Genomic DNA, 20,145 nt, shown 5'->3' with positions numbered 1-20,145 from the left:
TGGGACATGTTGTTTGTCCCAATCCCAAGACAGATGTTCAGTATTTGAACATCTGTTTTTCTGCGATTATTTCACTTAACGTATGTTATAATTTGGTATATTCACCTAAAGGGGTTGATACCATGTTTGATGATAGCAACAAGCCGCTTTCCCATTTATCGGACCCATACGCAGCCAAAGCTAACTTTGATGTGAATGAGAAAAGGCTTCACTCTCAAGGTGCTCCAGGCCTTCTATATCAAGTAACAAATTTGCTCATTCTGGTTGGAATCATAGCTGTTATTATTGTTTTAGTCAGAATATTTTAAGATATTTGTATATGTAAAACCCCGCCATGGCATCTTTCCATGACGGGGTTATTTGATCTTACCCTTAGGCTCTTTGCTCAAATTGCTTTGCAATCTCAATGATCACTTTACTCGCATAGACCATACTTTCAACTGAAACATACTCGTACTTACCATGGAAGTTCTCCCCGCCTGCGAACAGGTTTGGTGTGGGCAGTCCCATATAAGATAATTGAGAACCATCTGTACCGCCACGGATAGGCTTGATAATCGGCTCAATACCAAGACCCTCCATAACCTCACGAGCGATATGCACGATTTCGATCACAGGTTCAATCTTTTCCTTCATGTTATAATACGTGTCTTTCATCTCCAAAATGAGATTGTCCTCACCGTAGATAGCTCTTAGTTCATCTACAATACGCTGCATGTTGGCTTTGCGCTCCTTGAATCGATTTCGATCGAAGTCTCGAATAATATATTGTAGTTGTGTTTGCTCTACATTCCCTTGTATAGACTGTAGATGATAGAAACCTTCATAACCATCAGTCGTTTCAGGTGCTTCTTCGGCAGGTAGACGACGTTGGAACTCCATAGCCATTTTGGCGGAGTTAATCATTTTTCCTTTGGCAAATCCGGGGTGGATGTTAACCCCTTTACACCAGATTTTTACTGAGGCGGCATTAAAGCTCTCATACTCCAGTTCACCGAGTTGTCCACCGTCTACAGTATATGCATATTTAGCGCCAAAGGCGGCTACATCAAAGCGCTCAGGGCCTCTACCGATTTCTTCATCAGGGGTAAAAGCAACTCGTACTGTACCATGCTTGATTTCCGGATGTGCGATTAGGTAGGCCATCGCGGTCATAATTTCAGCGATTCCTGCCTTGTCGTCAGCACCGAGCAGCGAAGTACCATCGGTTGTAATTAACGTCTGACCTTTGTATGTAAGAAGTTCAGGAAAGTCCTTGGGTGACAATACAATCTGCTGAGCTTCGTTCAATGTAATGTCTCCACCATCATAATTTTCAACAAATTGTGGAGAGACGTTAGCGCCATTGAAATCTGAGGCCGTATCTAAATGCGCTAGAAATCCGATGACTGGTACTTCTTTCTGTGTATTAGCGGGAAGGGTAGCCATGAGATAGCCATATTCATCTAAGCTGATGTCTTTCATACCGATGTTTCGCAGCTCTTCTGCTAGCATTTGGGCGAATGTTAATTGCCCGGGAGTAGAGGGACAACTCTCATTATCTTCATTAGATTGTGTGTCGACTTGGACATAAGAGGTAAATCTCCGGATGATCTCTTCTTTCAATAAGTTCAGCTTCTTTCCTTTGTTTTATAGGGAGTAGTAAGTTCATTGTTAATTGAATTGTATCAAACGGCTGCTGCACAATAAAGGGTGAGAAATAGTAATGGAACATAATAGGCGAAAACACGTACTATGTTTAAGTTATCCTTTATTGAGATTAAAATACAATGTTTCTAGATCGGTGTTGATAAGAATGAATTATACGCTCAAAATTGCAGTCATTGGCGGCCGAGGTAAGGTCGGACGATTTATCGCCGATTATGCATTGAAGCGAGGTTATCAAGTTAGAATGCTAGTTAGAAGTATCAATCTTCAGACAACTTCCAACGAGCACATCGAAGTGGTAGAAGGTGATGCTAGAGACAAAGATGTCATTGCAAACCTGATTCAAGGTTGTAATGTCGTAATTAATACGTTAGGGCAACCGGCTAAAGATTCACCTATATACAGTGCAGTAACCAGCAATATACTTACAGCGATGAATGATTTAGGGATTCGGAGATACATAGCAGTTACAGGTGGATCATTAAATGTTGATGGGGATCACAAGAGCTTATTAAATAAACTTGGGGCAAGGCTGTTTCTTATCCTTTATCCTGCAATGATGGCCGACAAAAAGAAAGAACACGAAATCTTAGCTAGTAGTAACATAGATTGGACATTGGTACGTTTACCCGTCGTAGTTGAGGGTCCGCAGACAGGGAGAATTAAAGTGAATTTGACTGATATGCCTGGAATGAAGATGACAAATCAAGACATTGCGGATTTTCTTCTTCAACAAATTGATGATACAAAGTACATTGGAAAAACACCCTTTATTGCGAACTAAGCAATAGAGGGCGTTTTTTTCGGATGAAGAGCATTTAGGTACTAATGATGATTATTTCTTACTAAAGATATCAGCCAACAACTCATATGAATGTAAACGCGCTTGATGATCATAAACTTGAGCTGAGACGATGATTTCATCGGCCCCAGTCTCTAACAAATGAGACTCTAACACTTTGCGAACAGTATCTGGGCTACCGACTGCGCCATAACTGAATTTACTACGAACAATGGCTTTCTCTTGCGCATTCCATAGAGCATCCATATTATCTACTGGTGGTTGTAAAGGGCCGGTACGACCACGGATGAGATTCAAGAACTGCTGCTCTTGGGAAGTCGCTAACCGCAGGGCTTCCTCATCACTATCAGCCACGATGACACTTACGCCGATCATAGCATAGGGCTTCTCGAGGGTCTCTGACGGACGGAATTGACTACGGTAAATATCCAAGGCAGGCAGCAAATACTCGGGAGCAAAATGACTGGCAAAAGCGAAGGGTAGCCCTAGTCTCCCCGAGAGATCAGCACTAAAACCACTGGATCCTAGCAGCCATATCGGAACGTTCAGACCTTCACCGGGAATAGCTCGAACCCTCATAGCGGAAGTAGCGGGGGGATTGAAATAGTCTCGGAGTTCACGGAGCCGTTCAGGGAAATCCTGACCGTTGCTACCGGGGCCTCTTCGTAACGCTTGAGAAGTCAGTTGGTCTGATCCCGGGGCTCTTCCGAGTCCAAGATCAATACGCCCAGGGAATAGAGATTCCAATGTTCCGAACTGCTCGGCTATGACCAAAGGGGAATGGTTAGGTAACATGACCCCACCGGAACCCACTCTAATTCTTTTAGTTCCTGCAGCGACATGCCCGATGACGACGGAAGTAGCTGAACTGGCGATCCCCGGCATATTGTGATGTTCTGCCAGCCAATATCGGTTATAACCCCATTCGTCAGCATGTTGCGCCAGATCAAGTGTGTTGCGTAGAGAGTCGGTAGCTGTGCCACCTGACGTAATTGGGGCTAGATCCAGGATAGAGACTGGGATATCCGAAAGTTGCCGAGCCTCTTTATTATTCAAATCTTTATCAGACATTGATGTAGCCTCCTTAAAGTTTTGTTAGCAATACTTCCTGAATACACTTCGTACAAAACTTGCTTCGGAAGCATACGCTTTTTTTTGTTAGCATCACTTCCAGAATACGGCCCGTACAAAACTTACCTCGGAAGCATACGCGTTATTTATGTTACTTACTTTCTTTTATATATGAGTACATTCTTATCATAACAAATGTGATCACTGGCTACAAAGTTTGCGTTTAATGTATTTTATATTCTTTGCTAAAATATAGGTAAATATTTGCTCAGAGTGAAGCACACTTACGTAGCGTCCATGACGCCCGTGGTGTGCTTTTTTGTCGTGTTGTACGAACCTTATTTGGCATGTCAGAGCCCAGGTAATGCAAGAAAATACCTAGTAAAATATGCATTTTCGCTCTATTGTGGAATAGTATCTGATCCTATCTGTACCTTATTAGGAAGGGAAAAGGGGTAGGAAAGAAGCCGCATAGTTAGTAGAAACCCTTAAAAAAGTCAGTTCGGAAAATTTCTAGTAGGAGCGTATAAAATGAATTTAAAAGAAAAGTTGAAATTAATTAAAGATAATGGCTACCAAGCACCTCCCGATACATTTCAGTTGATACAAGAAATGATAAATAATATCGGTTCTTTGGATGCTGAGCTACGAGATGAGCTAATTTTATACAACCTTATCACATTGGATTCCTGGTAATTTTCTAACTGCAAACGAACTAGAACAACTTCTACCAGTTATTTTGGATAAAAACCATTTGCATTTTAAGCTTGGTGAAACAAATACAGATTCTGTCTTCACTCGATCTTTCTCTATGCTAGTCATACCGCTCCTCATCATGAAGCATAGAGAATCACCATTTCTCTCAAAAGAGCAAATTCAACAGATAAAAGAGAAAGTATTTCACAGTTTACAAGAAGAGCGAGATTACCGTGGGTATGACGAAGAAAAAGGCTGGGCTCATGCCATAGCCCATGCGGCAGATGCTTTAGACGATTTGGCTCAATGTTCCGAACTGGATAAGAATGACCTCATAACCATCCTCGATTTGGTTTACGAAAAGATGACCATAACAGATCGAATTTACTCCGATGGTGAGGATGAGAGAATGGTAAGACCCATAATCAGTGTTTTAAATAGAAAAATGCTAAGTCAGACTTATGTAGAGCAATGGATTCAAAGTTTTGGTGATGTGGAGAAAAGTTCAGAATTTCTTCCTGCTTTTAAGCAAAAAAATAATATAAAGAACTTTTTAAAAAGTTTATACTTTCGAGTTAAATTTTATAAAGTAGATGCCGATCTCTGCCCAACTATCGAGCATACATTATTTAAATTTGAAAAAGTATACTATTCCTAATTAAGAAACAAGTGAGGGAAAAAGCACCCTCACTTGTCTGTCTCCACTTCAAATACAGTACAGGCAAACAATAGCCCTCAGGGAACATTTTCCCCTTGGTCGATCGAACGATAATAACACCTAATCAGACAAAAACAGGGTAACATCTAAAATGATGTTACCCTGTTTATTTATGAGGGACGAACTTGCAACTATGAAGGGATATCGCTGTTGTATGTATATCGTTCTCCAGGCGTTATGTCCAAAGGCTATCACTGGTCACGCCCGGCTGTGGCCTATCCGTTCATTACGCTGCCGCCGTTAGCACCTAGCACTTGACCAGTATAGATATTACCATCATCAGAAGCTAGGAACATTACTGATCTTGCGATCTCCTGAGGAAAGGCGAGTCGACCCAGTATATAACGCGAATCATCCTTGTCTTGGCCTTCTTCTAAGGAAGAACGAATATCTGTAAAAGTTCCACCAGGAGCAACTGCGTTCACGAGTACATAAGGGGCAAGCTCACGTGCAAGTGATTTGGTAAAGGCTGTAATACCACCTTTGGCTGCCGCATAATGAGATAGCTCAGCAGCGCCCTGACTGGCTAGATCTGATGTCACGTTAATGATTTTACCGGATTTTTGTGCCGACATTCGGCAAGCCGCTTCGCGAGAAGTATTAAATGTGCCATATAGATGAATTTTGATCATTCGATCCCACTGTTCGTCTGTCATCTCCGTAACTTTGACGGTTTGGGCGATTCCTGCATTGTTAACAAGAATATCTAACTTACCGAATAGGGTATCCACTGCGGCAAACATGTCCCGCACCTGAGAAGGGTCGCTGACGTCAGCATGAAACGTTTCTGCCTGAACTCCATGGGATTCTACCTGACGCTTCACATCTGCAGCCTCTTTGTCATCGCCGTAGTAATTAATCATAATGTTAGTCCCTGCCTTGGCTAGCTCAAGTGCGATGGCCTTACCAATCCCCCTACTAGCGCCTGTAATCAAGGCATATTTACTCTGCAAGTTGCAATTGCTCATGTTGATTTCTCCTTTAAATTTAGATATAGCGGGATCATTGCCCAAGACATAGAACTACTGTACCAAAACTTACCGTTAAAATACTACGGAATTTTAAATAATAGAAGGGTTGTCTCTCTAAGTAAAGAAGATTTTGTCATCCGTTTTAACTTTGTTGTGACCCTTTTTTTTCCCCTCCGTCATATAATAAACATAGACCGAAGAACAGAAAGGCGGGAACCCTAACCATGAAAAAACTGATTGCCGTAATGATTCCCCTATTCTTTATTGTAACAATGTCGCTGACGCCCGGTTCAAGAGCAGCCGAGCCTGAATATAAGCCTGTACCACAAGATTCTAGCACGATTAGCGTATATATAGACCAATTACATATCGGCAAGGATGGCAATGAAATTATTGTGGATCCGATCCAATGGTATGAAGGCAAGGAGGCGGAGGTTGCGTTCCAAGAACATGAACCCGATGCGGGAATAGATGGACCTCCAGATGGGTATTACATCGTTAACGACGATGAGCAACTAACCCATTATCCCTTGGCGAAGGATGCTGAGGTATTGATGCAGATTTATGATCATTCAGGAAATATAGAGGATTTGGACATTCACTGGAATGAGTTTATCAGTTTAGCGAAGTTTGGAGAGATATTTTCGCAGAGTGATCTGATTGATTTAAGCCAATTTCCTTATCATATAACCATTAAGAATGGGCAAGTTGTGCGGATTGTACAGCAATACATTCCTTGAAATGAATAATATGACATCCTGCCTCTTCTAGTCATTATCCAAAAGCTATCCTATGGTAGAAAGCATCTACTATTGGGATAGTTTTTTTTGAAATGAAAATTTTAATCCTTAGGGATATTAATATGGCAGGACGGGGTAATTTAGTATACTATTACTTTAGGTATAGTTCTTTACTCCTATAAAAGGAAAAGAGTGGGGACAATGAACGAAGAAACGGATCGGATACATCAAAAAAATATATGGATGTTGAAGCTATTAGTTATTTTTTATGGATCAGCTCTCATTATCAATTTGCTAGTTGAGGGCAGTTTCTCGGCTATTAATCCATTAGTCAGTTTGATCTTACTGTCGATTCCGGCACTGCTGGTATGGATCAAGCGCTGGCCAATTTTTACGATGCTACTGACTGTATGCTTCCTATTTTTATTTTTCTATTTCTTAATCGCCGGTGACCCCTATTTAATTAATTATATTTTTCTGGGATTTGCGCCATTATTATGTTTATTTTACCTTGATCTTCGAGCTGTTTTGTTATCAGGTGTGCTCTATGTTGTATCTAGCATTTATTTCTTTTATCAATTAAAATTTCAAACACTTCCGGAAATGAGCAGCCGGGACTTGATCTATATTATTGTATTCGGTATTTTTACTACGATATTTTCTCTAGTATATACGAAAATGATGCAGAAACTGTGGTTTAGGGCTAAGAGCAGCGAGGAGCAACTTAGGTCGACTTTAGAGGATTTATCCATAGGGATTTGGACCTATGATCTAAGTGCCTCTCAGCTGAGTGTTTCGAAAGGACTTGAACATATTTTCGGATTCAATGCTGAGATATTCAGTCAAGATGCTAAGCAGTTTCGTGAGATTATTCATCCGGATGATCAACATATATTCGATATGGGCCAGAAGGAGTTACTAATTTGGCAAATGAATACGGTGAAAGAGTATCGGATCATTTGCCCGAATGGGGACATAAAGTGGGTGCAGAATCGGGCTAGGCCACATTTGAACCCTCTGAATCATCTTATTCGGCTGGAGGGTATCATGATTGATATCACAGAGCGTAAACAGATGGAGGGAGGAATAGAATTCCTGGCCTATCATGACGAGCTCACAGGATTACCTAATCGCACGATGCTAAGTAATAAATTCGAGGAATACTGTAAGCGTGGCTATCTTCCTATAGCAATATTGTTCATTGATCTAGATAATTTTAAAGATGTTAATGATACATATGGTCATGCAGCAGGAGACTTATTACTGAAGGATATAGCTGGGCGGATGTTGGAACTTATTCGAGAACAGGATACGGTATGCCGGCTGGGCGGTGATGAATTTGTCGTGCTGTTGACCGAAATGGATGAGATGCGGGTGGTTAAGGTAGCTGATCGGATTAGAGCTAGCTTGACTGAGGGGTTTGTCCATCATGGATTTAATCTGACAGCTGGAGCGAGTATTGGAATTTGTATTTCTTTGGAGGGTACGGGAACTCTAGAAGAGATGATCCGGCAGGCCGATGAAGCGATGTACAGTGCCAAGAGGGATAATGGTGGCGTATATAAGATATATGGTGAGATAGCCTACACAAAAGAGTGAGCCCTTGGGCTCACCCTTTTACTAGGATCATAGAAACTGGAGAGCATTTGTTAAAGTATAACTTAATCAGTCATTTTTTTTAGAGTTACTACTTGCTTAGTCCCTTTCTGAAGCGAGTAAGCAGCAAGCCCAACTGACATGACGGTGAGGATAAAGAAGGGAGCGCCATAGCGGGCTGTTGGGATAAATAAAAGTTGGAATAACAACATTCCAGTGAAGCAGAAGGCCATGAAGTTCTTCTTAATTAATAAATAGAGTAGTGCGGGTATAGAGCAAGCGGTAATGCCGTAATGGAGTAGTACTCCACCATAAACATATAACTTAGGAAAGTTTAGGCTACTAGAAACCCACATATTACTGAAGAGATAATACAGCTTACCATACGAGAACCAACCCAAGTAATAGAAGAATTGATCACTTAGTCCATTTAGAATGACGCGCATACCATATTGGGACTGACTTAAGCCGAGAGCGTACATTTCTGTGTAATTGGCACTCTCTTTGAAATAAGGAAAGGCTCCAGCAAGAAGAGCATTTCCGCTTCCAGCGGCAAGGATCGTAAACTCATGCAGGACAATATAGTTCCGCAGAACCCATGGTAAGAAGCATACGGCGACTGTAAGTAGATATGGGAACAGAATTCGACGTTTGGATTTTGACAGCACAAGAAATAGTGCAGCGATGAAGATTATGGGCAACATCCCTGGACGGGTGAGAATACCCCAACTTAATAAGGCAGCGTTTAATATAATATTCCAAAGGGAAGGCTTATTCCACATGCGTTGCCATGATGCAAAGAACAAGGCTAGTAAAAATACAAATAGGGTCTCAGTTAGAAACAAGCCCGTCATATAGATAAAGGGTGGATAAAGAGCGACAAATAAAGCGCCTATCAGTCCGTATACTGCTCGAGTGTTTGCTTTAATAAAGTAGTACACCGGTAATATTGTGGCAGCGCCAATTAGAATTTGCACCCATTTATAAAGATCGATATTAAAGGAAGATACGGAGAGTACAATATAAGCAAATATAGGAAACCCCGGCGTCACACGGGAGTTAGGATCTTCACTTCCGTAGGAGTATACATGATCTTGGGCTAACTGCTGGATCATAGTATAGTAATTTCCGCCATCCCCTTCTAAGAAGTCCTGGGTTCCTGTGACGAACACAAATAACGATCTAAGTAGTATAGCCAGAACAAATATTAATATAAGAAATGGTAGTGCTTTTCGAGCAAAGATTGAAGAATCTGAGGGTTTATTCATGAGTAGTTTGTCATCCTTTAGTATGAATTTTTCCAACATTGACCAATCCAATAATAACTATAGAGGAACCTTTTAATTTCAGTCAATGAAATTAATTATCTTACTAATAGATTAGGCGTCTGGGAGACGTGATATATGTTAATTTCTTTTGATATTATTCCAAAAATTAGATATCATCATTTAAGACATATCACTCAATAGCTCATAAGGATGATGAAAAGGAAATGAAGAAATTTTTTGAACTTGTAGAATTAAGAACTAAAGTAGCGAGTATAATTCCCTTTTTCATTGGAACGGTATACGCAGTGTTCCGATTTCAAGAATTTCACGTCTACAACTTTGGATTAATGTTTCTCTCGTTACTCAGCTTCGACATGGCCACTACGGCTATCAACAACTATTATGATTATCATAAGGCCGTCAAGACGAGAGGCTACGGGTACGAAGTCCACAATGCGATCGTTAAGCACAAGATGCATCCATCTAGAGTGCTAAGTTTGATTATAGCATTGCTACTGATTGCTATTGGTGCAGGCATTATGCTTGTTGTACAGTCAGGACTTCTGGTACTGTTACTCGGGGGTCTGTCTTTTGCGGTGGGTATCTTATATTCATTTGGCCCCATCCCAATTTCAAGAATGCCACTAGGAGAAATATTCTCTGGTTTATTTATGGGTTTTGTTATTATTTTTGTGTCTACGTACATTCATGTCGGAGATGCACTTGCATCCTTGACGTTGCAGGGCGGGGTTGTCAGTCTAAATGTACAATTGCTTGAAGTGGTCCTCATATTCCTAATCTCGATTCCAGCGATCTTATGTATTGCGAACATTATGCTCGCAAATAATATTTGCGATATGGACGAGGACATTGAGAACAAAAGATATACTTTACCTATTTATATAGGTAAATCGAATGCATTGCTTCTATTTAAACTTATGTATTATGCGTCATATGCTGATTTAATCGTGCTTTACTTTTTAGGCGTAAATCCACTAATTTTGCTACTCGTCCTCTGTACAGTAATTCCGGTGCACAAAAATGTTATGCGATTTGCAGAACAACCAACCAAGAGGCTTACATTTAGTCTAGCAGTCAAAAATTTCGTGCTGAGTAATGTGGCACGTATTGTTGCCTTAGGAATTGCAGTACTGTTGATGTAATGTAATGGAGGATGTTTTTAGATTGCTTCGTAAACGGGCATAGTAACTGGGAAAGATATTACCCGCAAAGGAGGCCAGATCATTGGAGAACACGCATGATTTTGTTGAGAAGGTTCATGATACACAGGCGAAGGAAGAAAAGAACAAAATTCATAATGGCAAAGGAAGTCCTTCAGGGCGACTACCGAACAAACAACACGGTACACAAAAGTAGACAAGAAGGAGGTGTCCCACAGCTTAGCTGGGGGCGCCTCTTTTTACTATTCCTATGCTCCTTAGGAGAAGAATTATCTTCCCTCTTGTTGATCTGCCCAAATAACTGGACTTAGGTCTAGTAAATATCTTCCCTAGAGACCGAAGAACGCTTAATCTTAATGTAGTATGCTGTTATAAGATCAATACATAGGTAAAGGAGAGAAAGCGCGATGAATAAAAAATCATGGATCGGCCCACTTGTTATCCTACTTGGCGTATACTTGCTGTTCTTCCGTAAAGAGGCCCTCACCGCGGGTACGCTGTTCGGTAACTTTTGGCCGACCATATTTGTCATCCCTCTAGGATTGTTTTTTCACTGGATGTACTTCTCAATGACAGGTAGAAGAGGATCGGGTCTCCTAATTCCGGGGGGGATTTTGTTTACTGTTGGCCTCGTGTGCCAAATTGCAACTTTATTCGATAGCTGGGAATATCTGTGGCCCGGTTTCATTGCGGCTCCAGCAGTAGGGTTGTTCGAATTTTACTGGTTCACAGATCGAAACAAATGGTTGCTGATTCCTATTAACATTCTAGGAGGTTTGTCGGTTCTATTCTTCGCTGTGTTCTCCTTTGGAGCACTCTATAACCGGTTTATTTTCGGGCAACCGGTTCTGGCTATCGCACTAATTGTCATTGGGGTTGGTGTAATGATAGCGCCGAGAAAACGTTCGTGATGAATCATTTTTTGCTCTGGTAGCCACTATCCACCACAATAGAAGTTCACTTATTTAATCGACATAATGCAGTCTCTTAGCGAAGTAGGGAGAACAATCCCTTCTTCGCTTTTCTGTGTTCTATGGGATATATCCCTGTCACAGGTACATATCGTATCGCCCCCAATTAAATCTTTAATTTTAAAATAGTTGACAGTTCAAAAAAAAAGACGTTATAATTTAGTCTAAATGATAATGAATATCATTATTAATGAACTGTCTTGCCGGCAGTGACATCAACTTTCTCAGACGTGAGGAAGGAAAGTAAGGTCAATACATGAAGAAAATATATTTAGCAGCATTACTTATTGCATTTTCGGTACTTTCTCTATTTATTGGTGTTAAAAGTATATCAATAACTGATATTTTTCATCTTACTGGTGACCAATGGGAGATTTTATGGATTAGTCGAATTCCGAGATTGATTAGTATCATTATTGCTGGGGTCAGCATGAGTATCGTTGGCCTGATCATGCAACAATTGACCCGGAATAAATTCGTATCCCCGACGACGGCAGGTACAATGGATTCAGCTAGCTTCGGGATCATGGTCTCTATGCTTCTGTTCTCATCTGTAGGGCCGCTTGGGAAAATGTCAGTAGCCTTTATATTCTCATTGACCGGAACCTTCATTTTTATGAAGATTCTAGATCGAGTGAAATATAAAGACACCATATTTATTCCGCTGGTTGGCCTGATGTTCGGCGGTATTGTTAGCTCGGCAACTACCTTTTTCGCCTATAAATATGATCTAATTCAGAGCATGTCGGCTTGGCTGTATGGCGATTTCTCGATGATCATGCAGGGACGATACGAACTTATTTACATAAGCGTCCCACTCGTCGTAGCGGCCTATTTATATGCAAATAAATTTACGGTTGCGGGCATGGGTGAGGAATTCGCAGTTAATTTGGGGTTGAACTATAAGCAGGTGGTTAACCTGGGGCTTGTATTAGTTGCCTTGGTTACCTCAGTTGTCGTGCTTACTGTTGGTTCGATTCCTTTTATAGGACTCATTGTCCCGAATCTGGTGACGATGTATTTAGGAGATAACCTGAAGAACAACCTATCTCACACGGCACTACTTGGAGCGGTATTCGTTCTAGCATGTGACATTCTAGGGAGAGTAGTAATTTACCCCTATGAAGTACCTATCGGTCTGACCGTTGGAGTTATCGGGAGTGGTATATTTCTGTACATGCTGATGAGGAGAAAGTCATATGAGTAATAGAACAAAACTAAGTATCCTTGTCGGCATTTCAATTCTGCTCGCTGTTATATTTATGACGATTGATGTAGGAGGACATTGGGATTATGTATTACCTAGACGAGGCAAAAAATTGTTTGCCATCCTCCTCACCGGAACGGCCATAGCTTTCTCCACCATCGTATTTCAGACGATCACGAATAACCGTATCTTGACCCCAAGTATTATTGGGCTGGATTCACTGTATATGCTCATACAGACATTGATCGTGTTCTTGTTTGGTTCAACTACCTTAACCATGATGAATAAGAATTTCCGTTTTATTCTTGCCGTTGGCTTGATGGTATTATTCGCTGGACTACTTTATAGGATGCTCTTCAAAAAAGAAGGACGTAATATATATCACTTGCTATTGATTGGATTGATCTTCGGCACCTTTTTCTCTAGTCTGTCGTCGTTTATGCAGAAACTAATTGATCCTAACGAATTTCTTGTTATACAGGACAAAATGTTCGCTAGTTTTAACAACGTCAATTCAGATATTTTACTCATCGCTTTGGCGGGTGTATTACTGACGGGGATCTATTTTGCCAAGTTTAACAAGTACTTAGATGTACTTGCCCTCGGCCGAGATCACGCGGTTAACTTGGGTATCAGTTACGATTATGTGGTTAAGCGGATGTTGATTGTCGTCGCTATCCTGATTTCCATTGCAACTGCATTAGTAGGTCCGATTACTTTCTTAGGGCTGCTTGTGGCAAATGTCGCCTACCAGTTCCTGAATACGTACCGTCATAAACAGTTGATCGCAGGTGCGTCGCTTATCAGTTTTATTGCCTTAGTTGGCGGTCAACTGATTCTTGAACGAGTATTCACTTTCTCCACTTCATTAAGCGTGATCATCAACTTTATAGGTGGGGTGTACTTCATCTATCTACTGCTAAAGGAGAATAAATCGTGGTAAAGGTCAGGGGAGTTTCCAAGAAATACGGCGGTAAAATGGTGGTCGACCGCGTTAACGTTGATATTGCTAAGGGTAAAATCACCTCGTTCATCGGTCCTAACGGAGCGGGTAAGAGTACACTGATGTCGATGATTAGCCGTCTGATTACCAAAGACGAAGGCGAAATTTTGATCGATGATAAGGAAATCGGTAGTTGGAAAAGCGGCGAGCTTGCGAAGAAAATTTCGATCCTAAAGCAGTCAAATCATATCAACATTAAGTTGAAGGTAAAGGAATTGGTTAGCTTTGGACGCTTCCCTTATTCACAAGGCAAACTGACCAAAGAGGATTGGATCCATATAGATGAAGCTATCGCTTATATGGACCTTGGATCTATGCAGGACAAATATTTAGATGAACTCAGTGGTGGTCAGAAGCAAAGAGCATTTATCGCTATGGTTATCGCACAGAACACGGACTACATTTTACTTGATGAACCGCTAAACAATTTAGACATGAAGCATTCGGTACAGATTATGAAAGTTCTAAGAAGGCTCGTTGACGAGCTTGGAAAAACGGTTATTATCGTCATTCACGACATCAATTTTGCCTCTTGTTATTCCGACTATATAGTCGCACTCAAGGACGGAATTATTATAAAGGAAGGCACTACCGACGAAATCATGGATTCGGCTGTATTGAAAGAAGTTTACGATATGGACATTCCAGTTGAAATAATCGGGGGCAATAAAATTTGCGTTTATTTTAGATGACTAGTTAAAACAAAATAAATTATGAGGTGAATTCATTGAATAAGAAATTTTCTTTGATGTTTATGGCAATAATTATGGTTGTTGTATTGGCAGCATGTGGATCCAATAATAGCAGTAATGGAGCAGCGAATTCTAACAAGAATACAGGAAGTACGAATTCGACGGATACGGCAGTTGCAGCTCCAGCAGAGGAAACAGAACTTAAGATTACTCATAAACTGGGTACAGCTACCGTGAAGAAAAACCCTGGCACTGTTGTTGTATTCGATTATGGTGTGTTAGAAACATTGGATAAATTAGGCGTTGAAGTAGCGGCTGTACCACAAGGTAATCTTCCAGCACACCTCAAAAAATATGAAGATTCCAAATATACAAATGCGGGAACGCTGTTTGAGCCAGACTTTGAGAAGCTGAACGCACTTGATCCAGATGTGATCTTTATCTCTGGTCGTTCTTCTGAAGCATACGAAGAGCTGAATAAGATTGCTCCAACGATCTTCATGGGCGTAGATACGGCTGATTTTATGAATTCTTTTACGAGTAATGTAAACGAATTAGCTAATATATTTGGTAAAAAGGCCGAAGCAGAGCAGGAATTAGCAACGATTAACGATTCTATCAAAGCGCTTCATGACCAAACAGCGGCAAGTGGTAAGAAGGGTTTGATCATCCTTACTTCTGGTGGGAAGGTTAGTGCATATGGAACAGGTTCACGTTTTGGTATAATACACGATGTGTTTGGTATAACTCCTGTAGATGAGGGTATTAAAGTCTCCACTCATGGAGATAGCATCTCCTTCGAATATGTTGCTGAGAAGAACCCAGATTATCTATTCGTTGTCGATCGTGATGCTGTAGTTAGTGAGGGAGCAGAAGCAGTAGATCCTGCTTCGAAGTTGGTAGAGAACGAATTGGTCAAGAAGACCAATGCCTACAAAGATGGCAAGATTATTTACCTTGATCCGAGTTACTGGTATCTCTCTGGTGGTGGATTGTTGTCCGTACCGGCAATGTTAAATGAGGTACAAGAGGGTATCAAATAAATTAATAACAGTAGATTTTGGATAGGGGCTGACCTGCAAGTAGTTTATGCTACTTGTGGGTCAGCCTCTTTGTGTTAGATAGCTTGAACCCAGCGGGGGCGCGGCTTTAGGTTAAAGTATTCTTCATCAATTTGTCATGAAATCTTCATGCACTATAGCAAGTCTGCATGATACAATTTACTTAAGAACTTAGACCAAGTCTAAATATAACAATTCGAAAGGTTGTGTATATATGAAAGAAAGATTGACAACAAATACAGGTGCGCCGGTTGGTGACAACCAAAATTCACGTACAGCGGGCCAGAATGGACCGACATTGCTAGAGGATTATCATTTATTAGAGAAGATAGCTCACTTTGACCGTGAGCGGATTCCAGAACGTGTAGTGCATGCACGTGGGGCAGGTGCTCACGGTGTATTCGTAACTGAGCGAAGCATGTCCCAATATACACGGGCGCATTTCCTTCAAGAAGCTGGACGTGAGACACCAGTTTTTGTTCGCTTCTCGACAGTAATTCATGGCACAGGTTCCCCAGAAACGGCACGTGATCCACGTGGATTTGCAGTGAAGTTCTACACCGAGGAAGGAAATTACGATATCGTAGGTAATCACCTGCCAGTATTCTTCATCCGCGATGCGATTAAGTTTCCAGACATGGTGCATTCACTGAAACCTGCTCCTGATACCAATATTCAGGATCCAGCTCGTTATTGGGATTTCATGACGTTGACACCGGAATCAACACATATGATGACCTGGTTATTATCGGATAACGGAACGCCAGCAAATTATCGTCAGATGGATGGTTTCAGTGTCCATGCCTACAAATGGATAAATGCTGAAGGTAAAGCAATCTATGTGAAATATACTTGGAAAACACGGCAGGGTGTAGTTAATTTGTCTGCCGACGAAGTTAAGGAAGTACAAGGGAATGATTTCAATCATGCGACTCGTGATCTTCATGAGCATATTGCCAAGGGAGAATTCCCACAATGGGATTTGCATGTACAATTAATGCCTGTTGAAGATCTGGATAAATGGGGATTTGATCCTCTTGATCCAACGAAAGTATGGCCAGAAGATCATTATCCATTGGAGAAGGTTGGTACGATGACACTGAATCGTAATCCAGGAAACTTCTTCGCTGAAGTAGAACAAGCCGCATTCTCGCCGAGCACGCTCGTTCCAGGAATCGAGCCTTCCGAGGATAAATTGCTTCAAGGTCGTTTGTTCTCTTACCCGGATACGCAGCGTTATCGCCTGGGAGCTAATTATTTGCAAATTCCTGTTAACTGCCCTTATGCAGCGGTACGAAATCATCAGCGGGACGGTCAGATGAATGTGAATCAAGATCTTTCCCCTGTTAACTATGAACCAAATAGCTTAGATAGCAGTCCAAAGGAAGATCCAGCTTACCGTGACAGTGTTATGCCACTACAGGGAGAAGTCGGACGTCAGAAAATCGCTAAGACGGATGATTTTACCCAAGCGGGTGAACTATATCGTAGCTTCACACCGGAAGAGCGGGATAATCTGATCCGTAACATGGTGAATGATCTCCGTGCGACGAATGAAGAGATTCAACTTCGGGCGATCTGCAATTTCTTCCGTGCCGATGTAGAGTACGGTATGCGCCTTGCAGAGGGACTTGGTGTTGATATCAGTGGATTTATGTCTGGTGCCCCTAAGAGTGAATAAGTAAGTATTACGGCGATATCAATGGACGAAGCTCCTTATGTGGAGCTTCGTCTTTTTAATATGATTTACTACTCAACCTCAAAACGACTGAGAAAATTATGGTAAAATGGAAGTAGCTTGGGGAGGAGATGAGTAGTGATAATGAAAAATACAAGAGAACCGGTTATCCGGATAAGTGATCTTAGAATGAAATATGGTGATAAATATGTGTTGAACGGGGTTGATCTTGAAGTATATCCTGGTCAAATTATTGGATACATAGGTCCGAATGGTGCAGGTAAGAGTACTACAGTTAAGATTATGCTTGGCCTGGTGGAGGGTTACAGTGGTGATGTGAGTGTACTTGGGCAAAGCCCCAGTGATGGAAAGGTTGATTACAAGAAAAGGATAGGTTATGTTCCGGAAATTGCAGAAATGTACGACACGCTGACCGCGTTGGAATATCTGTCTTTTATCGGCGAATTATATGGACTAAAAGCAGTAGACGCAGAACTTAAGGGAATTAAATTGATGGAAAGCTTCGGGCTGCAGGATGTGTCCAACGCCCGGATTGCGACTTTCTCCAAAGGGATGAAACAGAAGGTATTGATCATTTCAAGCTTGCTGCATAATCCTGATATTCTTTTTCTTGACGAGCCCCTAAGTGGTCTAGATGCTAATAGTGTTATGGTTGTCAAAGAAATGTTGGCATTGCTTGCGGCTGGTGGGAAGACGATCTTCTACTCCTCACACATTATGGATGTGGTAGAGAAGATCAGTAGCCGGATTATTTTGCTAGACGGTGGGCGAATTGTTGCCGACGGTAGCTTTGAAGAGCTTAAGGCTCAAAGTCATGAAGGATCATTGGAGCAGATTTTCAATCAATTAACTGGATTTAATGAGCACAGGGCTATCGCGGAAAAATTCGTATCTATTGTGCAAGAGGTGTAATGATGAAAGATTATCGTTCACTGAAGATACTGGATAAGTTTAGTAGGTTATTTGAAAAATCAGGCATTGATTACCCTGTCATGCGCCGTATACTTCAGACTAAATTGACGATGGATGCTAGAAGAGTACCCACCATCATCACGAAGTCTTCGAAGAAGAAAGACGGCAAAGGCGCCCCGGAAGGCAATCAATTTATTCGATCATTATGGTTGTATATTTTATTTGGATTAATGAGTACCCCATTTATTTTGATGGGAGATAATTATATTTTTCAGATGAGTACGGTGTTTGGTGTATTCATGTTCATGATTTTGACCTCGCTTATTTCCGACTTTTCGGCGGTGTTACTTGATATTCGTGACCGAAACATATTGTCTACTAAACCGATAAGTCGGAAGACGATTGCCATGGCTAAGACCATACACATCCTGATTTACATGTTCTTCCTGACAGGTGCTATATCAGGTATACCGCTGGTCGCGGGATTAATTCGGCATGGGGTAGGGTTCTTCCTACTATTCCTGCTGGAGCTTATTCTGATGGATCTGCTGATTGTCGTCATTACCGCATTGGTATATTTGGCGATATTAAAGTTCTTCGACGGTGAGAAGCTCAAGGACATGATCAACTATGTACAGATCGGTCTCACAATATCAATTACGATTGGTTATCAACTGCTTATACGAATGTTTGGTGTCGTAGATTTAGAAGTTGTTTTCCATGCGAAGTGGTGGCAGTTCTTCCTCCCTCCTATTTGGTTCGGGGCGTCCTTTGAGAGCCTACTCCACGGTGTGAATGAACCTTTGTTTATTCTATTTTCATTATTGGCAGTGTTTGTACCGATTGCGGCCTTTCTACTCTATATCAAACTGATGCCATCCCTAGAGAGAAATCTGCAAAAACTAGCTGATCCTGGAGGGCGGAGTCGGAAGAAAAAAGGATTCCTATTAAGACGTGTAAACAGTTTATTATGTAGAGACCCACAGGAAAGGGTGTTTTTCAACTTTGCTTGGACCATGATGGGGAAAGAGCGAGAGTTTAAGCTCAAGGTATATCCCTCAATCGGGCTCTCTATTATATTCCCCTTTATATTCTTGTTTAGTGATTTTTCTGGTAATGGGTCCCTTGATCTAGTAGGTACGAAGAAGTATTTGCTTATCTATTTCTGTGCAATACTAGTTCCGACACTTGTAATCATGCTAAGATATTCCGCTAAATATAAGGCATCATGGATATATCAGGCTGCTCCAATATCGGACCATGCACCTATTTACAGGGGGGCACTGAAAGCTTGCCTAGTTCGATTGTTGTTGCCACTGTTTATATTAGATAGTTGTGTTTTTATGATTCTGTTTGGCGCAGTGATTATTCCGGACTTGATCGTGGTGGCACTAAGTTTCACGCTCTATACTGTGATTTGTTTTGCTTGTATGCGCAAAGCCCTCCCTTTTTCCGAGGCATTCGAAGGAGGACAACAGGCGGAGAGCATACGAGTGATTCCCCTGATGCTACTATTGGCAGTGTTCGCGTTTCTTCACTGGCTGGCTACGAGTTTAGATTATGGTGTTTATGGTTATATTGTAGTCTTGGTCGTTGCAAACCTTGCTGTATGGAAATGGGCATTTTCCAAGGCTATATTACAGCGTGGGATTCAGATATAAAATGAGAATTTAAGGTTCACTGTCTCTAAAACTTAACTTACAATGACTGCCCTGTTGATCAAGAATCAATGGGGCAGTCACAGTTTTTTCACAAACACATAGGTAGTCTGATGAAGGAAAAGGGCGCTATAGTGCGGAAATCAGATATTCTTCATAATTGTGACATTAGTCATGTGATTCTTGTCACAAAATTATTACTTTTACGGCGTTCATTTTAATTTTTCCGTGATAGAATTCACAATAGATAAA

20 protein-coding genes are annotated in these 20,145 nt (G+C 41.2%); 16 read left to right on the top strand and 4 right to left on the bottom strand.

Annotation, left to right across the window (positions count from 1 at the left end; all coding sequences use genetic code 11):
- Nucleotides 1-122: 122 nt before the first annotated feature.
- Nucleotides 123-308 carry a hypothetical protein gene (locus EJP82_RS19150; protein ID WP_127193676.1) on the top strand — a complete coding sequence of 62 codons (186 nt, stop codon included), beginning with the start codon at nucleotides 123-125 and terminating at the stop codon, nucleotides 306-308.
- 64 nt (nucleotides 309-372) lie between these two features.
- Here the strand turns inward: EJP82_RS19150 and pepT are convergent, their stop codons facing one another.
- The gene (gene pepT, locus EJP82_RS19145) at nucleotides 373-1,605 is read right to left on the bottom strand and encodes a peptidase T (RefSeq protein WP_127193675.1); all 1,233 of its coding nucleotides are present in this window, start codon (nucleotides 1,603-1,605) and stop codon (nucleotides 373-375) included.
- Between the two features lie 190 nt (nucleotides 1,606-1,795).
- Here pepT and EJP82_RS19140 point away from each other — a divergent pair, with 190 nt between their 5' ends.
- Nucleotides 1,796-2,431 carry an NAD(P)-dependent oxidoreductase gene (locus tag EJP82_RS19140; protein ID WP_127193674.1) on the top strand — a complete coding sequence of 212 codons (636 nt, stop codon included), beginning with the start codon at nucleotides 1,796-1,798 and terminating at the stop codon, nucleotides 2,429-2,431.
- 51 nt (nucleotides 2,432-2,482) lie between these two features.
- Here the strand turns inward: EJP82_RS19140 and EJP82_RS19135 are convergent, their stop codons facing one another.
- The gene (locus EJP82_RS19135) at nucleotides 2,483-3,520 is read right to left on the bottom strand and encodes an LLM class flavin-dependent oxidoreductase (protein ID WP_127193673.1); all 1,038 of its coding nucleotides are present in this window, start codon (nucleotides 3,518-3,520) and stop codon (nucleotides 2,483-2,485) included.
- 531 nt (nucleotides 3,521-4,051) lie between these two features.
- Between EJP82_RS19135 and EJP82_RS28495 the strand changes: the two genes are divergently transcribed.
- Both EJP82_RS28495 and EJP82_RS19130 read left to right on the top strand, forming a co-directional pair.
- Nucleotides 4,052-4,216, top strand: coding sequence for a hypothetical protein (locus EJP82_RS28495; RefSeq protein WP_246054287.1), 165 nt, complete (start codon nucleotides 4,052-4,054; stop codon nucleotides 4,214-4,216).
- A 58-nt stretch (nucleotides 4,217-4,274) separates the two neighbouring features.
- Nucleotides 4,275-4,874, top strand: a complete 600-nt coding sequence (locus tag EJP82_RS19130) for a DUF2785 domain-containing protein (RefSeq protein WP_246054285.1) — start codon at nucleotides 4,275-4,277, stop codon at nucleotides 4,872-4,874.
- 275 nt (nucleotides 4,875-5,149) lie between these two features.
- Here the strand turns inward: EJP82_RS19130 and EJP82_RS19125 are convergent, their stop codons facing one another.
- The gene (locus EJP82_RS19125; RefSeq protein WP_127193672.1) at nucleotides 5,150-5,902 is read right to left on the bottom strand and encodes an SDR family NAD(P)-dependent oxidoreductase; all 753 of its coding nucleotides are present in this window, start codon (nucleotides 5,900-5,902) and stop codon (nucleotides 5,150-5,152) included.
- Nucleotides 5,903-6,129: 227 nt separating this feature from the next.
- Here EJP82_RS19125 and EJP82_RS19120 point away from each other — a divergent pair, with 227 nt between their 5' ends.
- Both EJP82_RS19120 and EJP82_RS19115 read left to right on the top strand, forming a co-directional pair.
- Nucleotides 6,130-6,645, top strand: coding sequence for a hypothetical protein (locus tag EJP82_RS19120; RefSeq protein ID WP_246054283.1), 516 nt, complete (start codon nucleotides 6,130-6,132; stop codon nucleotides 6,643-6,645).
- Nucleotides 6,646-6,846: 201 nt separating this feature from the next.
- Entirely contained in the window at nucleotides 6,847-8,244 is a 1,398-nt protein-coding gene (locus tag EJP82_RS19115; protein ID WP_127193671.1) for a sensor domain-containing diguanylate cyclase, read from the top strand.
- A gap of 62 nt (nucleotides 8,245-8,306) precedes the next feature.
- Here EJP82_RS19115 and EJP82_RS19110 read toward each other — a convergent pair whose 3' ends face one another.
- On the bottom strand, nucleotides 8,307-9,509 hold the full coding sequence (locus EJP82_RS19110) for an ArnT family glycosyltransferase (RefSeq protein WP_170220234.1): 1,203 nt from the start codon (nucleotides 9,507-9,509) through the stop codon (nucleotides 8,307-8,309).
- A gap of 224 nt (nucleotides 9,510-9,733) precedes the next feature.
- On the opposite strand from EJP82_RS19110, the gene EJP82_RS19105 reads away from it, so the two are divergent.
- The 10 genes from EJP82_RS19105 to EJP82_RS19060 all read left to right on the top strand — a co-directional run bounded on the left by EJP82_RS19105 (nucleotide 9,734) and on the right by EJP82_RS19060 (nucleotide 19,896).
- Nucleotides 9,734-10,672: a 1,4-dihydroxy-2-naphthoate polyprenyltransferase gene (locus EJP82_RS19105; protein ID WP_127193669.1), complete on the top strand. Its 939-nt coding sequence runs from the start codon at nucleotides 9,734-9,736 to the stop codon at nucleotides 10,670-10,672.
- An 82-nt stretch (nucleotides 10,673-10,754) separates the two neighbouring features.
- Nucleotides 10,755-10,886: a DUF4023 domain-containing protein gene (locus EJP82_RS19100; protein WP_127193668.1), complete on the top strand. Its 132-nt coding sequence runs from the start codon at nucleotides 10,755-10,757 to the stop codon at nucleotides 10,884-10,886.
- Nucleotides 10,887-11,097: 211 nt separating this feature from the next.
- Complete coding sequence (locus EJP82_RS19095; RefSeq protein ID WP_127193667.1) at nucleotides 11,098-11,601, top strand: hypothetical protein; 504 nt, start codon at nucleotides 11,098-11,100, stop codon at nucleotides 11,599-11,601.
- Nucleotides 11,602-11,917: 316 nt separating this feature from the next.
- Nucleotides 11,918-12,868, top strand: coding sequence for an ABC transporter permease (locus EJP82_RS19090; protein ID WP_127193666.1), 951 nt, complete (start codon nucleotides 11,918-11,920; stop codon nucleotides 12,866-12,868).
- Nucleotides 12,861-13,811, top strand: a complete 951-nt coding sequence (locus EJP82_RS19085; protein WP_127193665.1) for an iron chelate uptake ABC transporter family permease subunit — start codon at nucleotides 12,861-12,863, stop codon at nucleotides 13,809-13,811. Before EJP82_RS19090 ends, EJP82_RS19085 begins: the two co-directional genes overlap by 8 nt.
- Nucleotides 13,805-14,563, top strand: coding sequence for an iron ABC transporter ATP-binding protein (locus EJP82_RS19080; RefSeq protein ID WP_127193664.1), 759 nt, complete (start codon nucleotides 13,805-13,807; stop codon nucleotides 14,561-14,563). Before EJP82_RS19085 ends, EJP82_RS19080 begins: the two co-directional genes overlap by 7 nt.
- Before the next feature lie 56 nt (nucleotides 14,564-14,619).
- Nucleotides 14,620-15,606, top strand: coding sequence for a siderophore ABC transporter substrate-binding protein (locus EJP82_RS19075; RefSeq protein ID WP_127193725.1), 987 nt, complete (start codon nucleotides 14,620-14,622; stop codon nucleotides 15,604-15,606).
- A 232-nt stretch (nucleotides 15,607-15,838) separates the two neighbouring features.
- Nucleotides 15,839-17,305: a catalase gene (locus EJP82_RS19070; RefSeq protein ID WP_127193663.1), complete on the top strand. Its 1,467-nt coding sequence runs from the start codon at nucleotides 15,839-15,841 to the stop codon at nucleotides 17,303-17,305.
- A gap of 141 nt (nucleotides 17,306-17,446) precedes the next feature.
- The gene (locus EJP82_RS19065) at nucleotides 17,447-18,235 is read left to right on the top strand and encodes an ABC transporter ATP-binding protein (protein ID WP_127193662.1); all 789 of its coding nucleotides are present in this window, start codon (nucleotides 17,447-17,449) and stop codon (nucleotides 18,233-18,235) included.
- Nucleotides 18,235-19,896, top strand: a complete 1,662-nt coding sequence (locus EJP82_RS19060; RefSeq protein ID WP_341190885.1) for a hypothetical protein — start codon at nucleotides 18,235-18,237, stop codon at nucleotides 19,894-19,896. Before EJP82_RS19065 ends, EJP82_RS19060 begins: the two co-directional genes overlap by 1 nt.
- The last annotated feature ends 249 nt before the right edge of the window (nucleotides 19,897-20,145 follow it).

Origin of the sequence: Paenibacillus anaericanus (assembly GCF_003994475.1) — a bacterium.
Taxonomy (GTDB): domain Bacteria; phylum Bacillota; class Bacilli; order Paenibacillales; family Paenibacillaceae; genus Fontibacillus; species Fontibacillus anaericanus.
The sequence above is the reverse complement of the archived record's forward strand: the minus strand, read 5'-3'. Positions and strand labels throughout refer to the sequence as shown.

What these genes read in the sequence shown, in the direction of transcription:
- EJP82_RS19090 (WP_127193666.1), top strand. Translation starts at nt 11,918, where the DNA reads ATGAAGAAAATATATTTAGCAGCATTACTTATTGCATTTTCGGTACTT.
- EJP82_RS19075 (WP_127193725.1), top strand. Translation starts at nt 14,620, where the DNA reads ATGTTTATGGCAATAATTATGGTTGTTGTATTGGCAGCATGTGGATCC.
- EJP82_RS19120 (WP_246054283.1), top strand. Translation starts at nt 6,130, where the DNA reads ATGAAAAAACTGATTGCCGTAATGATTCCCCTATTCTTTATTGTAACA.
- EJP82_RS19085 (WP_127193665.1), top strand. Translation starts at nt 12,861, where the DNA reads ATGAGTAATAGAACAAAACTAAGTATCCTTGTCGGCATTTCAATTCTG.
- EJP82_RS19095 (WP_127193667.1), top strand. Translation starts at nt 11,098, where the DNA reads ATGAATAAAAAATCATGGATCGGCCCACTTGTTATCCTACTTGGCGTA.
- EJP82_RS19115 (WP_127193671.1), top strand. Translation starts at nt 6,847, where the DNA reads ATGAACGAAGAAACGGATCGGATACATCAAAAAAATATATGGATGTTG.
- EJP82_RS19140 (WP_127193674.1), top strand. Translation starts at nt 1,796, where the DNA reads ATGAATTATACGCTCAAAATTGCAGTCATTGGCGGCCGAGGTAAGGTC.
- EJP82_RS19065 (WP_127193662.1), top strand. Translation starts at nt 17,447, where the DNA reads ATGAAAAATACAAGAGAACCGGTTATCCGGATAAGTGATCTTAGAATG.
- EJP82_RS19070 (WP_127193663.1), top strand. Translation starts at nt 15,839, where the DNA reads ATGAAAGAAAGATTGACAACAAATACAGGTGCGCCGGTTGGTGACAAC.
- EJP82_RS19105 (WP_127193669.1), top strand. Translation starts at nt 9,734, where the DNA reads ATGAAGAAATTTTTTGAACTTGTAGAATTAAGAACTAAAGTAGCGAGT.
- EJP82_RS19125 (WP_127193672.1), bottom strand. Translation starts at nt 5,902, where the DNA reads ATGAGCAATTGCAACTTGCAGAGTAAATATGCCTTGATTACAGGCGCT.
- EJP82_RS28495 (WP_246054287.1), top strand. Translation starts at nt 4,052, where the DNA reads ATGAATTTAAAAGAAAAGTTGAAATTAATTAAAGATAATGGCTACCAA.
- EJP82_RS19110 (WP_170220234.1), bottom strand. Translation starts at nt 9,509, where the DNA reads ATGAATAAACCCTCAGATTCTTCAATCTTTGCTCGAAAAGCACTACCA.
- EJP82_RS19135 (WP_127193673.1), bottom strand. Translation starts at nt 3,520, where the DNA reads ATGTCTGATAAAGATTTGAATAATAAAGAGGCTCGGCAACTTTCGGAT.
- EJP82_RS19060 (WP_341190885.1), top strand. Translation starts at nt 18,235, where the DNA reads ATGATGAAAGATTATCGTTCACTGAAGATACTGGATAAGTTTAGTAGG.
- EJP82_RS19150 (WP_127193676.1), top strand. Translation starts at nt 123, where the DNA reads ATGTTTGATGATAGCAACAAGCCGCTTTCCCATTTATCGGACCCATAC.